We start from the raw sequence: 12,319 nt of genomic DNA on the forward strand, positions 1-12,319 counted from the left end.
TAGAACGAAAATATCCATCATCATCATGACAGTCAAAGTCGCAATTGCTCAAATGAATAGTACGGTCGGCGATCTGGCCGGCAACCGTGCCAAGATCTTCGATCTTTCCCGCCGCGCCTTTGAGGCGGGCGCCGATATCGTGCTCACGCCGGAACTGTCGCTGGTCGGCTATCCACCCGAGGACCTGTTGCTGCGCAATGCATTCTACGCAAAAACGCAGGAAGCGTTTGCGGGACTGGCTGCCGACCTGGCCCAGTTCAAGGATTTGCACGTGGTGGTGGGCTTGCCCCTGCAAGACGAGAAGGGCGTGCGCCACAATGCCGCCTCCGTGTTGCTGAATGGCGAAGTGCTGGGCACCTACCGCAAGCACGATTTGCCGAATACGACCGTGTTCGATGAAAAACGTTACTTTACGTCGTCCGACCAGGCTTTCGTGTTTGGCGTGAAGGGCGTTCGTTTCGGCATTAATATCTGCGAAGACACGTGGTTCGAGCATGCACCGATGCGCGCCCGCGCTGCCGGCGCGCAAGTGCTGCTGGTGCCGAACGGTTCGCCCTACCACATGAACAAGCAGCATCTGCGCTATGAAACCATGCGCAGGAACGTCAGCGCGCAAGGCATGGCCCTCGTGTACGCCAACCTGGTCGGTGGCCAGGATGAGCTGATTTTCGACGGCGACTCGTTTGTCATGGATGCGGCCGGCACGATCCGCGCCCAGCTGCGCCATTTCGAGGAAGACTTGCAGGTCGTCGACTTCGACGGCGCCACGCCCGTGCCGCAGGCGCTGGCCGCGCCATTGACCACCGAGGCGCAGGTGTACCAGGCGCTGGTGCTGGGCGTGCGCGACTATATCGGCAAGAACGGCTTCCCGGGCGTGCTGATCGGCATGTCGGGCGGCGTCGATTCCGCCCTGACCCTGGCCATCGCCGTCGATGCGCTGGGCGCCGACAAGGTGCGCGCCGTCATGATGCCGTCGCAATTTACGGCCGATATCTCGTGGATCGATTCGCGCGACATGGTAAAACGCCTCAATGTGCGCTACGATGAAATTCCGATCAAGCAAACTTTCGACGCTTTCCGCGCCACCCTGGCTGACGAGTTCGCCGGACTGGCGGAAGACGCGACGGAAGAAAACATCCAGGCGCGCATCCGCGGCACCTTGCTGATGGCCCTGTCGAACAAGCATGGCAGCATCGTGCTAACGACCGGCAACAAGAGCGAGATGGCCGTCGGTTATTGCACCCTGTATGGCGACATGGCGGGCGGCTTTGCCGTCATCAAGGATATCGCCAAGACCCTGGTGTACCGCCTGTGTGCCTGGCGCAACAGCGTGTCGGACGTGATTCCCGAGCGCATCCTGACGCGCGGACCGTCGGCCGAGCTGCGCGCCGACCAGCTGGACCAGGATTCCTTGCCGCCATATGACGTGCTCGACGGCATCATGCAGCTGTACATGGAAGAAAACCGGCCGATCGCCGAGATTATCGAGGCTGGCTACCCGCCGGCCGATGTGGCCCGGGTCACGCGCCTGATCAAGATCAATGAATACAAGCGGCGCCAGTCGCCGGTGGGCATCCGCGTCACGCACCGTGGCTTCGGCCGCGACTGGCGTTACCCCATCACGTCGAAGTTTTACGAATAAGCAGCCATCTGTCCACAATCCAACAATTTTAAGGAGTAGCCATGAAACAGATTACCGCCATCATCAAACCATTCAAGCTCGACGAAGTACGCGAGGCCCTGGCCGATGTGAACGTGACGGGCTTGACCGTGACGGAAGTGAAGGGCTTTGGCCGCCAGAAGGGGCATACCGAGCTGTACCGTGGCGCCGAGTACGTGGTCGACTTCTTGCCGAAAGTCAAAGTCGAAGTGGTGGTGGACGACAGCGTGTCGGAACTGGTGGTCGACGCCATCATCAAAGCGGCCCGCACGGGCAAGATTGGCGATGGCAAGATCTTCGTGCGCGATGTGGAGCAGGTGATCCGCATCCGTACCGGCGAAACCGGCCCAGACGCCGTCTAGCACCAGCCATAAGCTACTGCGCGTCGTGCTTTGCGGCCTGCGATGCTCACCGTGCTTCAGCACGGTTGCGCTTCTTAGCCACAAATCGCTGCCGCTCGCTACGCTTCTGGCAGGCGCTATGTAGATGTTCTTCAGCAGACCGTAGGTCGGATTAGCGCGTGCGCGTAATCCGACATGAGTTGCGAATAATATTGCTGGATTACGCTCCGGCGGGGTTCAGCGCCCCAGCCGCATGTCGAATTTCCAGCATATCAGGCGCAGAATCGTGATGCCGCTGGCGCTGGTCCACAGCGCGAAGTCGTGCTCGGCGCCGAAGTGCATTTGCAGCAGGTAGGCCCAGCAGCCGAAAAACGCGCAGATGGCATACGGTTTGCCGTCGCGAAACACCATCGGCACTTCGTTGCAGACGATGTCGCGCATCACGCCGCCAAAAATCCCCGTAATCACCCCCATCATCGATGCGATGAAGAGCGGCATGCCGGCCCGCGTTGCTTCGGCCACGCCCGCGATGGCGAACATGCCCAGGCCGATGGCGTCGGCCACGATGATCAGGCGTTCCGAGACGATCTGGCGCAAGTGCTGGATCAGGGGCGCGGCCGTCAGAGCCAGCACGAAGATGAGAATCGCGTATTCCTGGTGCGACACCCAGAACAGGGGCCGCTTGTCGAGCAGGATGTCGCGCAAAGTCCCCCCGCCAAACGCCGTGATGAAGGCCACGACGAATACGCCGACCAGGTCCATGCGCTTGCGGCGCGCTTCGATGAAGCCGGAAAACGCGCCCACCAGGATGGCGATGACCTCAATGATCTTGATCAGCGAGCCAGGCGGCAATTGGGGTGGCATCATGGGTGGAGCGCTTGAGCAGGAAATAATTGTCACAGGTTAACATGACACGGCCCCGAAGGGTGACAAACGGGGCCGTGTGCAGTGCGGAACTTGTTATTGAATTGTGATCTTGCTGTAAGGCTAGCGGATAGGCTGCAGTGCGGAAGAAAGCAATACGACCAGTGCGCCATCGCCTCCTTCGGAGCGGCGCGCCTGGCAAAAGGCGATGACTTCATCCTTTTGCACGAGCCAGCTGTGCACCATCGATTTCAAGACCGGTTCCTGGCCTTTCGAGCCAAACCCCTTGCCGTGGATCACGCGCACGCAGCGCAGCTTGCGCCTTGTCGCCTGGTTCAGGAAGGCGCCGATGCCGTCGCGCGCCTCGTCGCGGCGCAAACCGTGCAAGTCCAGCTCATCCTGCACGGGCCAGTGGCCCTTGCGCATCTTCTTGACCACGTCCGGGCCCACGCCGGGGCGGGCGTAGTTCAGGGCCGGATCGTTTTCCAGGTAGTGGTCGACTTCGAACAAATCCGACAGCGACTCGCGCAGCACGGCCGCATCGTCTTCTTCCGGCGACAGCTTGCGCGCCGGCTGCTGGGCCGCCATGGCGCCCGCCTTGGGCAGGCTGGGCACGTAGCGGTCCGACTCGGGCAGGCGCTTGACGCCGCCGATGCTGGCCTTGAACAGATTGCTCTCCACGGCCTGCACCTTCACCTGCTGCGCGCGCTCAGCCGCAGCCTGCGCGCGCGCATCCGCCTGCTCCTTGAGCTGCTTGCTGACCGCTTTCAGGTCGGCAAAGTCTTTCATCGACGCCATGCGCCGCTTACTCCTGGCCTTCCAGGTAGCGCTGGGCGTCCAGTGCTGCCATGCAACCCGTGCCGGCGCTGGTGATGGCCTGGCGGTAGATGTGGTCTTGCACGTCGCCAGCCGCAAACACGCCCGGCGCGCTGGTGGCGGTGGCCATGCCTTCCAGGCCCGTCTTGGTCTTGATGTAGCCGTTGTGCATTTCCAGCTGGCCTTCGAAGATGCCCGTGTTCGGCTTGTGGCCGATGGCGATGAACACGCCGTGCACGCTCAACGCTTCAACCTTGCCGTCGATGGTCGACTTGATGTTCAGGCCCGTCACGCCGCCTTCGTTGCCCGTCACTTCGTCCAGGGTGTGGTTATATTTCAACACAATCTTGCCTTCGGCAACCTTGGCGTTCAGGCGGTCGATCAAAATCGCTTCGGCGCGGAACTTGTCGCGGCGGTGGATCAGCGTAACTTTATTGGCGATGTTCGACAGGTACAGCGCTTCCTCGACGGCCGTGTTGCCGCCGCCGACGACAGCCACTTCCTGGTTGCGGTAGAAGAAACCATCGCAGGTGGCGCAGGCGGACACGCCCTTGCCCATGAATTCCGCTTCCGATGGCAGGCCCAGGTATTGCGCGGACGCGCCTGTGGCGATGATCAGCGTGTCGCACGTATATTCGTGGCTGTCGCCCTTCAGGCGGATCGGTTTTTCATTCAGGAAGGTGGTGTGGATGTGGTCAAACACGATTTCCGTATTGAAACGCTCGGCGTGCTGCAACAGGCGCTGCATCAGGTCCGGACCTTGCACGCCCATCGGATCGCCAGGCCAGTTTTCCACGTCGGTGGTGGTCATCAATTGACCGCCTTGTTCCACGCCGGTGACCAGCATCGGGTTCAGGTTGGCGCGGGCGGCGTAGACGGCGGCGCTGTAGCCGGCTGGGCCGGAGCCGAGGATCAAAACGCGGGCGTGTTTGGTAGTGGTCATAATGAGGCTTCTCTATGAGTGGGGTCTATCCGAATTGGGGGCATACGCGCGAAGAACAAGGGCGTATTGCGCTTGTGCAAGCAATCCACGATTATAGACCAAGCCGCCTGTAGCGACGAATCGTGGGGCCGTCCGGGGCATATATGGCTTAGAATACTTCCTTATTATGGGAAATTCCCTTTCAGAAACATTTATCACCTTGCAGCGCTTCCCAGAATGACTAAACCAGCCCAGGCCAATCAAAATAGCTACACCCGAAAACCGGTCGAACGCCGGCCCTTGCCCAACCGGCTGGTGCGGCTGCTGTCCGAGGCGCGCTGGTTCGCGCTGGCCGCGTTTGCCCTGTATTTCGTGCTGATATTGGCCAGCTTCAACAAGCTCGACCCCGGCTGGTCGCACGCCACCAACGTCGATAAGGTGGCCAACCTGGGCGGCAAGCTCGGTGCGACCTTCTCCGATCTGTTGCTGTATATCTTCGGTTTTTCCGCCTGGTGGTGGTGCGTGTGGCTGCTGCGCACGGTGTGGCATGGCTATCGCCGGTTGAGTAAGCGCTTCCTGCTGGAAGAGGAAGAGGTGGAGCGCGAACATCATGTCGAGATGCTGATCCGCATCGTCGGCTTCTCCATCATGCTGATCGGCAGCATGGGCCTCGAATACCTGCGCATGGCGAAAAGTCTGCACGTGCAGCTGCCACGCGATCCGGGCGGCGTGCTGGGCCAGCTGGTGGGGCACTCGGCCCACGTGGCCTTCGGTTTCACGGGCGCGACCTTGCTGCTGTTGCTGCTGTTCGGCCTGGGTTTCAGTCTGTTCTTCCACGTGTCCTGGCTGCAAGTGGCCGAGCGCATCGGCGGCGCCATCGAAGACGCCTTCAACTGGTTCGTGCTGCGCTACCAGGACCGCGAAGACCGCCGCCAGGGCGAAGTGGCCGCCGTGCGCCGCGACGAAGTGGTGGTGATCGAGCGGGCCAAGCACGTGGAGAAACATGTGGCCGCGCCACCCGTGAAGATCGAGCCGCAGGTTGTGACGGTGGTGAAATCGGAGCGCGTGGAAAAGGAACGCCAGGCGCATCTGTTTGAAACCCCTGGCGACGGCAAGCTGCCGCCGCTGTCCTTGCTCGATGAAGCGCCGCCCGTGGTGGAAACAGTCTCCGTGGAAACCCTGGAGTTTACTAGCCGCCTGATCGAAAAGAAATTGTCCGACTTTGGCGTGGATGCCAAGGTAGTGGCCGCTTACCCCGGCCCTGTGGTGACGCGCTATGAAATCGAGCCGGCCACGGGCGTCAAGGGCAGTCAGATCGTCGGCCTGGCGCGCGACCTGGCCCGTTCGCTGTCCTTGACGTCAATCAGGGTGGTGGAAACCATTCCCGGCAAGAACTACATGGCGCTGGAACTGCCGAATAGTAAACGCCAGATCGTGCGCCTGACGGAAATCCTCGGCTCCAAGGTCTACAACGATGGCGTGTCCAGCCTGACGATTGCGCTGGGCAAGGATATCGCTGGCAAGCCCGTCGTGGCGGATCTGGCCAAGATGCCCCACTTGCTGGTGGCCGGCACCACCGGTTCCGGTAAGTCGGTCGGTATCAATGCGACGATTTTGTCGCTGCTGTACAAGTCCGATCCGCTCGACGTGCGCCTGATCCTGATCGATCCGAAGATGCTGGAAATGTCAGTGTATGAAGGCATTCCGCACTTGCTGGCGCCCGTCGTGACGGACATGCGCCAGGCTGGCCATGCGCTGAACTGGGCCGTGAACGAGATGGAACGCCGCTACAAGCTGATGAGCAAGATGGGCGTGCGTAACCTGGCTGGCTATAACGCGAAAATTGCCGACGCGAAAAAGCGCGAAGAACATATCCCGAATCCGTTCAGCCTGACGCCGGATTCGCCGGAGCCGCTGGAAAAACTGCCGACCATCGTCATCATCATCGACGAGCTGGCTGATCTGATGATGGTGGTGGGTAAAAAAGTCGAGGAATTGATCGCGCGTATCGCGCAAAAGGCGCGCGCCGCCGGCTTGCACTTGATTCTGGCCACGCAGCGCCCATCTGTAGACGTGATCACGGGCCTGATCAAGGCAAATATCCCGACGCGTATCGCCTTCCAGGTCTCGTCGAAGATCGACTCGCGCACCATTCTCGACCAGATGGGCGCGGAAACCCTGCTGGGCATGGGTGACATGTTGTACATGCCGCCCGGCACCGGCTTGCCGATGCGCGTGCACGGCGCGTTTGTTTCCGATGAAGAAGTCCACCGCGTTGTCAGCCATCTCAAGCTGCAGGGCGAACCGAATTACATCGAGGGCATCCTCGAAGGCGGCACCCTGGAAGGCGATGGCGCCGAAGGCGGCGCGCCGGGCGAGGGCGGCGGCGAGGCCGATGCCCTGTACGACCAGGCGGTGGCGGTGGTGCTGAAAAACCGCCGCGCTTCGATTTCGCTGGTGCAGCGTCACTTGCGCATCGGCTACAACCGCGCCGCCCGTCTGCTTGAGCAGATGGAGCAGAGCGGGGTGGTCTCAACCATGCAATCCAATGGCAACCGGGAAATCCTGGTGCCGGCGGCCAGTAGTGAACAAGGGTAAACAGAATGAAGAACACGACTTTCGCAGCAAAAATGATGATCGGCGCAGCCAGCGTTGCCTGCAGCCTGCTGTTCGCGGCCAGCGCCTCGGCCAGCGCCCTCGAGCAATTCAAGAGCTTTGCGGCCGGCACCAAGTCGGCCAAGGGCGAGTTCGTGCAGCGGCAAGTCAAGAAGGCGGATGCCAGCGGCAAGGCGAAAGTGTCGACGCCGGCCAGCGGCACGTTCGAGTTTGCCCGTCCGGGCAAGTTCATCTGGACGTATCTGAAACCATACGAGCAGTTGCTGCAAGCGGACGGCGACAAGCTATATATCTACGACAAGGACTTGAGCCAGGTGACGGTCAAGAAACTGGGCGACGCGCTCGGCTCCTCGCCGGCCGCGATTTTGTTTGGCAGCAATGACCTGGAAAAGAATTTCACCCTGGCCGAAGCGGGCACGCGCGATGGCCTGGAATGGCTGAAAGCGACGCCGAAAGCCAAGGACACGACGTTTGACGAAATTACCATCGGCCTGCGCAACGGCGTGCCGGAAGCGATGGAATTGCGCGATTCGTTCGGCCAGACGTCGGTGCTGGCGTTCAAGAACTTCCAGAAAAATCCGGCGCTTTCGGCCAATCACTTTAAATTTGTCATGCCCAAGGGCGCCGACGTCATTAATAATTAAGACTGTCGCGCCTTGCGTATGAGCCGGCCTCGCAGCAATGCGGGGCTTTTGCATTCTTATTAGGTAACTCATTATGGCGGATCTCTTTTCCACCGCACCGCGCCAGCCGCTGGCTGAAGCCTTGCGGCCGGCCACCCTGAACGAAGTCATCGGCCAGACGCACCTGTTGGGCGTGGGCAAGCCGCTGCGCCTGGCGTTCGAGGCGGGCAAGGCCCACTCGATGATCTTGTGGGGACCGCCCGGCGTGGGCAAGACGACCCTGGCGCGCCTGATGGCGAACGCCTTCGACAGCGAATTCATCGCCCTGTCGGCCGTGTTTGCTGGCGTAAAAGATATCCGTGCAGCCATGGACCAGGCCCGCCACAGCCTGGACCAGTTCGGCAAGCACACCCTGCTGTTCGTCGACGAAATCCACAGATTCAACAAGTCGCAGCAGGACGCCTTGCTGCCTTTCGTGGAATCGGGCCTGGTGACGTTCATCGGCGCCACGACGGAAAACCCCAGCTTTGAAGTGAACTCGGCGCTGCTGTCGCGCGCGCAAGTATATGTGTTGAAATCGCTCAACGAAGACGAGATGAAGCAGTTGCTGGCCAAGGCGCAATCCACGGCCCTGACGCACCTGACCTTCGACGAGGCGGCCGCCGACACCCTGATCGGCTACGCGGATGGCGATGCGCGGCGCTTCCTGAATTTGCTGGAGCAGGCCGAGACGGCCGCCAGTTCGACGGGCACGACGAAGATCGACGCGGCCTTCGTCGACAATGCATTGACCCTCAATTCGCGCCGCTTCGACAAGGGTGGCGACAATTTCTATGATCAGATTTCCGCACTGCATAAATCCGTGCGCGGCTCGAACCCGGACGCGGCCCTGTACTGGTTTTGCCGCATGATCGACGGGGGCGCGGACCCGCGCTACCTGTCGCGGCGCATCGTGCGCATGGCCTGGGAAGACATCGGCCTGGCCGATCCCCGTGCCTTGACCATGGTCAATGATGCGGCGGAAACGTATGAACGCCTCGGTTCGCCGGAAGGCGAGCTGGCGCTGGGCCAAGCCGTGATTTACCTGGCGATTGCCGCGAAAAGCAATGCCGGCTATAACGCGTTCAATACGGCCATGGCTTTCGTCAAGAAAGATAAATCCAAGGAAGTGCCCGTGCACTTGCGCAATGCGCCGACGAAGCTGATGAAGGAACTGGGCTACGGCCACGCCTACCGCTATGCGCACGACGAGCCCGATGCATATGCGGCCGGCGAAACGTATTTCCCGGATGGTATGGCGGAACCGGGCTGGTACCAGCCCGTGCCGCGCGGCCTGGAAAGCAAGATCGCCGATAAATTGGCCTGGCTGCGCGAGCTGGACCGCAAAGCGGGAAAACCAGCCGGCAAGGGCTGAGGCTACAAGCCCAGCAAGGTAAAACCGTCATCCTGCGGCGCGTAGCCCACCAGCTGGCGCGTCGCCGCGATGGACAGACGCTTGTAGCGGTTGTCCGACACGCCATGCACGACGTGGTAGCCGGGCGGCACGTCGGCCGCCACGCAGCGGGCCAGCAATTGCACCACGTCCCGTTCGCTGATGAAGGCGGCCACGTCGCGCGCGCTGTGCTGCTGGCCTGGCGCAAAGTTGGCCACATTGGCGATGCGCACCGCGATTGCCGTCATGCCATGCTGGTGCGCGAACGCGGAGGCCACGCCTTCGCCGAAGGCCTTGCTGGCGCCATACATGTTTGCGGGCCGCGCCGGCATGTTTTCCTGCACTTGCATATCCAGCGGATAGCCTTCAATGGCTTGCGCGCTGCTGGCAAACACGACTCTTTTCACGCCCTGCGCCTGTGCCGCGCGGAAGATGTTGTGCGTGCCGAGGATATTCGGCTGCAGCAATTGCGCATCGAAATCGGCGCTGGCGTGCGGCACGCCGGCCAGGTGCAGCACCACGTCGATATCGGTGCAGGCGGCCAGGCAGGCGGCATAGTCGGCCACGTCGAGTTGAATGGATGGGCAGGGCGCTTCGGCCAGCTTGCCTGTGTGCAGGTCGGCCAGGCGCAGGGAGAATTCCCCGTGCCGGCTCTTCCAGAAAACGGTGCCGATAACGCCGGCGGCGCCCGTGACGAGGACGCGCAAAGGTGCTTGACGCAGTGATTCTTTAGTCATGTATTCCTTGTATTCAGTGTGTGAGGCAGTGCCAGGCTCAGCCAGCGCAGCAGGGTAGGGCGGGGTGCGGCAGTCCCATGCACGCGGATGTGTCCGCTGCCCACGGCTTCGACCAGCACCAGGCCGTCATTCGGTATCGTATAGCGTTCGCCGCTGCGCAGCACGCAATCCTCGAACTGGGCGTAGGCCGTGATCCACGCCGTGCCGGACAGGCATTCGATGACCTTGGCATGCGCTTTTTCCAGGCGTAAAGGCCGTTCGCTGCGTAATTCGTGGTCGGTATGCATGGCATCGCTCCTGTTGTGCTGACAGGAACAGCTTAGGCCCTTGCGGTGAACCATGACAGATGCAGGAAAACGAAATTGTCATGAATACAGTGTCCCTTGTCGTAGACTGTGCTTATCAAAAAACTCGGCAACTGTATCTGTGCTGGCGACGCGCGGCAGCCGCATACTGAAAGGATGAACATGAGCGCGCATTTGAATCTGTACGAGCACCTGGCCAACGAGCTGGGCGCCTTGATCGACTCGCGCGTGTTTGCGCCCGGCGACCGCCTGCCGTCGATCCGCCACCTGGCGCAGCAAAAGCGCATCTCCATCAGTACCGTGATGCAAGCCTTGCGCTTGATGGAAGACCGGGGGCAGGTCGATGCTCGGCCCCAGTCCGGCTATTTCGTGCGCCACCGCGCGCCACGCCGCCCGTGCAGTGCCGACGCCCAGCATTTGAAGGAGCCAGCCTTCGTCGGCATCAACAATCTGTTGATGCGCGTGCTGAAGGACAACGAGACGGCGAATATCGTGCAGCTGGGCACGGCCTGGCCGCCCGACGAGATACTGCCCATCAAGCGCATGCAGCGCACCATCAGCGCCGTGGCGCGGCGCGAACCCGCTTTATTGAGCAAAGTCAGCTGCTACGACGTCAGCGAAGGCAATTTCCTGCGCCAGGTTGCGCGCCGGGCGCTGGACTGGGGCAAGCTGGACCCGCAAGAGATCGTCGTGACGAATTCCTGCACGGAAGCGATCAGCCTGTGCCTGCGCGCCGTCGCCAAGCCGGGCGACACCATCGCCATCGAGTCGGCCACGTATTTCGTGCTGCTGCAGATGATCGAAAGCCTGGGCATGAAGGCGCTGGAAATTCCCACCGACCCGAAGACGGGGCCGTCGCTCGACGCGCTCGAGCTGGCCCTGCGTGCCGGCCTCGTGCAAGCGTGTCTGTTCGTGCCGAACGCAAATAATCCCCTGGGCTGCGTCATGCCGGAAGCAAACAAGAAACGGCTGGCGGGGCTGCTGTCGGAATTCAATATTCCGTTGGTGGAGGACGATGTGTATGGCGACCTGTGCTTTGCACCGCAGCGGCCGTGGCCCGTGAAAGCCTACGATACGAGCGGCAATGTGCTGCTGTGCTCCTCGTTTTCCAAGGCCATCACGCCCGCGTCGCGCGTCGGCTACGTGCTGGCCGGGCGTTTCGCGCAGGAAGTGGCTCTGCTCAAAACCGTGTCGAGCGGTGCCACCAGCCATTTCTTCCAGGCCGTGCTGGCCGACTTTTTGGAAGGCAGCAGTTACGACCAGCAGCTGCGCAAGATGCGGCGCACCCTGGTGCAGCGCATCGCCCGCATGTCCGACGCCGTGGTGGCCAGCTTCCCGGCGGACTGCATGCTGTCCGAGCCGCAGGGCGGTTTCGTGCTGTGGGTGCAGATGCCGCCGCATATCGATGCGCTGGCACTGCACGGCCAGGCCATCGCGGAAGGCGTGGCGTATATGCCGGGCCAGCTGTTCTCGGCCTCGGGCAAGTTCGGCAATTATCTGCGCCTTAATTGCGGCAATGCGTGGACGCCGCGCATCGAGCAGGCCATTGGCCGCCTGGGGCGTCTGGTCAAGGATGCCTTGTAACTATTCTCTGCGCTTCAGTCCCCGTTTTTCACCGTTCGCTCCCTGTTTTTCGCCGCTGGTCGCAAGCCGGTGGCGTTGTTCGCGGCCGTTGGCTAAAGTACCACCATACCAGCAGCAGTCAACGAAACAAACTAACCAGGAGTAACATCATGAACGCACTGAAAAACATGGAAATCACCTTTGTCGCCGCCGCCATCATCGCCATCGGCGCCAGCTTCGCCACCGCCGGCGCGAATACGGTGGAAGTGAGCGCCAGCAGCACCGTGATCGCCCAGGCTGCCGACAGCACGATGCCCGTCGTTACCGTCAGCGCCCGCCGCCTGACCGCTGCCGAAAAAGCCGCGTTCATTTAAGCAATAAGCCAAGCAGACAATGTAAAGCGGGTGCGAGTGCCCGGCCATGCCGCCATGACGATGGTT

12 protein-coding genes are annotated in these 12,319 nt (G+C 61.4%); 7 read left to right on the forward strand and 5 right to left on the reverse strand.

Features of this window, described 5'->3' with window-relative positions; genetic code table 11:
* Window positions 1–25: 25 nt before the first annotated feature.
* Together CSQ92_RS01385 and CSQ92_RS01390 are read left to right on the forward strand one after the other, a co-directional pair.
* A complete protein-coding gene (locus CSQ92_RS01385; RefSeq protein ID WP_099393028.1) occupies window positions 26–1,642 on the forward strand; it encodes an NAD+ synthase in 1,617 nt (538 codons plus the stop codon).
* Between the two features lie 41 nt (window positions 1,643–1,683).
* Window positions 1,684–2,022, forward strand: coding sequence for a P-II family nitrogen regulator (locus CSQ92_RS01390; protein WP_034758685.1), 339 nt, complete (start codon window positions 1,684–1,686; stop codon window positions 2,020–2,022).
* A 216-nt stretch (window positions 2,023–2,238) separates the two neighbouring features.
* Here the strand turns inward: CSQ92_RS01390 and CSQ92_RS01395 are convergent, their stop codons facing one another.
* From CSQ92_RS01395 to trxB, 3 genes are all read right to left on the reverse strand, one after another.
* Window positions 2,239–2,868 (reverse strand): trimeric intracellular cation channel family protein, encoded by a 630-nt coding sequence (locus CSQ92_RS01395; protein ID WP_099393029.1) that lies wholly within the window; start codon window positions 2,866–2,868, stop codon window positions 2,239–2,241.
* 120 nt (window positions 2,869–2,988) lie between these two features.
* Window positions 2,989–3,663 (reverse strand): Smr/MutS family protein, encoded by a 675-nt coding sequence (locus CSQ92_RS01400; protein WP_099393030.1) that lies wholly within the window; start codon window positions 3,661–3,663, stop codon window positions 2,989–2,991.
* A gap of 7 nt (window positions 3,664–3,670) precedes the next feature.
* Window positions 3,671–4,624: a thioredoxin-disulfide reductase gene (trxB, locus tag CSQ92_RS01405; protein ID WP_034786153.1), complete on the reverse strand. Its 954-nt coding sequence runs from the start codon at window positions 4,622–4,624 to the stop codon at window positions 3,671–3,673.
* Window positions 4,625–4,840: 216 nt separating this feature from the next.
* Between trxB and CSQ92_RS01410 the strand changes: the two genes are divergently transcribed.
* The 3 genes from CSQ92_RS01410 (at window position 4,841) to CSQ92_RS01420 (ending at window position 9,256) form a co-directional block, all read left to right on the forward strand.
* Window positions 4,841–7,201: a DNA translocase FtsK gene (locus CSQ92_RS01410; RefSeq protein ID WP_034786152.1), complete on the forward strand. Its 2,361-nt coding sequence runs from the start codon at window positions 4,841–4,843 to the stop codon at window positions 7,199–7,201.
* A 5-nt stretch (window positions 7,202–7,206) separates the two neighbouring features.
* Entirely contained in the window at window positions 7,207–7,863 is a 657-nt protein-coding gene (gene lolA / locus CSQ92_RS01415) for an outer membrane lipoprotein chaperone LolA (protein ID WP_034786149.1), read from the forward strand.
* A 73-nt stretch (window positions 7,864–7,936) separates the two neighbouring features.
* On the forward strand, window positions 7,937–9,256 hold the full coding sequence (locus CSQ92_RS01420) for a replication-associated recombination protein A (protein ID WP_034758659.1): 1,320 nt from the start codon (window positions 7,937–7,939) through the stop codon (window positions 9,254–9,256).
* Window positions 9,257–9,258: 2 nt separating this feature from the next.
* On the opposite strand, the gene CSQ92_RS01425 is transcribed toward CSQ92_RS01420, so the two are convergent.
* Window positions 9,259–10,011, reverse strand: coding sequence for an NAD-dependent epimerase/dehydratase family protein (locus CSQ92_RS01425; protein WP_099393031.1), 753 nt, complete (start codon window positions 10,009–10,011; stop codon window positions 9,259–9,261).
* The gene (locus CSQ92_RS01430) at window positions 10,008–10,298 is read right to left on the reverse strand and encodes a DUF2917 domain-containing protein (RefSeq protein ID WP_180276907.1); all 291 of its coding nucleotides are present in this window, start codon (window positions 10,296–10,298) and stop codon (window positions 10,008–10,010) included. The genes CSQ92_RS01425 and CSQ92_RS01430 overlap by 4 nt, the downstream gene beginning before the upstream one ends.
* A gap of 180 nt (window positions 10,299–10,478) precedes the next feature.
* Here CSQ92_RS01430 and CSQ92_RS01435 point away from each other — a divergent pair, with 180 nt between their 5' ends.
* On the forward strand, window positions 10,479–11,900 hold the full coding sequence (locus tag CSQ92_RS01435) for an aminotransferase-like domain-containing protein (protein WP_034786377.1): 1,422 nt from the start codon (window positions 10,479–10,481) through the stop codon (window positions 11,898–11,900).
* A gap of 149 nt (window positions 11,901–12,049) precedes the next feature.
* Window positions 12,050–12,253: a hypothetical protein gene (locus tag CSQ92_RS01440; protein WP_034786145.1), complete on the forward strand. Its 204-nt coding sequence runs from the start codon at window positions 12,050–12,052 to the stop codon at window positions 12,251–12,253.
* Window positions 12,254–12,319 lie beyond the last annotated feature (66 nt).

The sequence above is a fragment of the Janthinobacterium sp. BJB446 genome, from assembly GCF_002735655.1.
GTDB lineage: Bacteria > Pseudomonadota > Gammaproteobacteria > Burkholderiales > Burkholderiaceae_D > Janthinobacterium > Janthinobacterium lividum.

Excerpts from the sequence above, each read along its gene's own strand:
- trxB (WP_034786153.1), bottom strand. The coding sequence starts at position 4,624 with ATGACCACTACCAAACACGCCCGCGTTTTGATCCTCGGCTCCGGCCCA.
- CSQ92_RS01395 (WP_099393029.1), bottom strand. The coding sequence starts at position 2,868 with ATGATGCCACCCCAATTGCCGCCTGGCTCGCTGATCAAGATCATTGAG.
- CSQ92_RS01390 (WP_034758685.1), top strand. The coding sequence starts at position 1,684 with ATGAAACAGATTACCGCCATCATCAAACCATTCAAGCTCGACGAAGTA.
- CSQ92_RS01385 (WP_099393028.1), top strand. The coding sequence starts at position 26 with ATGACAGTCAAAGTCGCAATTGCTCAAATGAATAGTACGGTCGGCGAT.
- CSQ92_RS01425 (WP_099393031.1), bottom strand. The coding sequence starts at position 10,011 with ATGACTAAAGAATCACTGCGTCAAGCACCTTTGCGCGTCCTCGTCACG.
- lolA (WP_034786149.1), top strand. The coding sequence starts at position 7,207 with ATGAAGAACACGACTTTCGCAGCAAAAATGATGATCGGCGCAGCCAGC.
- CSQ92_RS01440 (WP_034786145.1), top strand. The coding sequence starts at position 12,050 with ATGAACGCACTGAAAAACATGGAAATCACCTTTGTCGCCGCCGCCATC.
- CSQ92_RS01420 (WP_034758659.1), top strand. The coding sequence starts at position 7,937 with ATGGCGGATCTCTTTTCCACCGCACCGCGCCAGCCGCTGGCTGAAGCC.
- CSQ92_RS01410 (WP_034786152.1), top strand. The coding sequence starts at position 4,841 with ATGACTAAACCAGCCCAGGCCAATCAAAATAGCTACACCCGAAAACCG.
- CSQ92_RS01430 (WP_180276907.1), bottom strand. The coding sequence starts at position 10,298 with ATGCATACCGACCACGAATTACGCAGCGAACGGCCTTTACGCCTGGAA.
- CSQ92_RS01400 (WP_099393030.1), bottom strand. The coding sequence starts at position 3,663 with ATGGCGTCGATGAAAGACTTTGCCGACCTGAAAGCGGTCAGCAAGCAG.
- CSQ92_RS01435 (WP_034786377.1), top strand. The coding sequence starts at position 10,479 with ATGAGCGCGCATTTGAATCTGTACGAGCACCTGGCCAACGAGCTGGGC.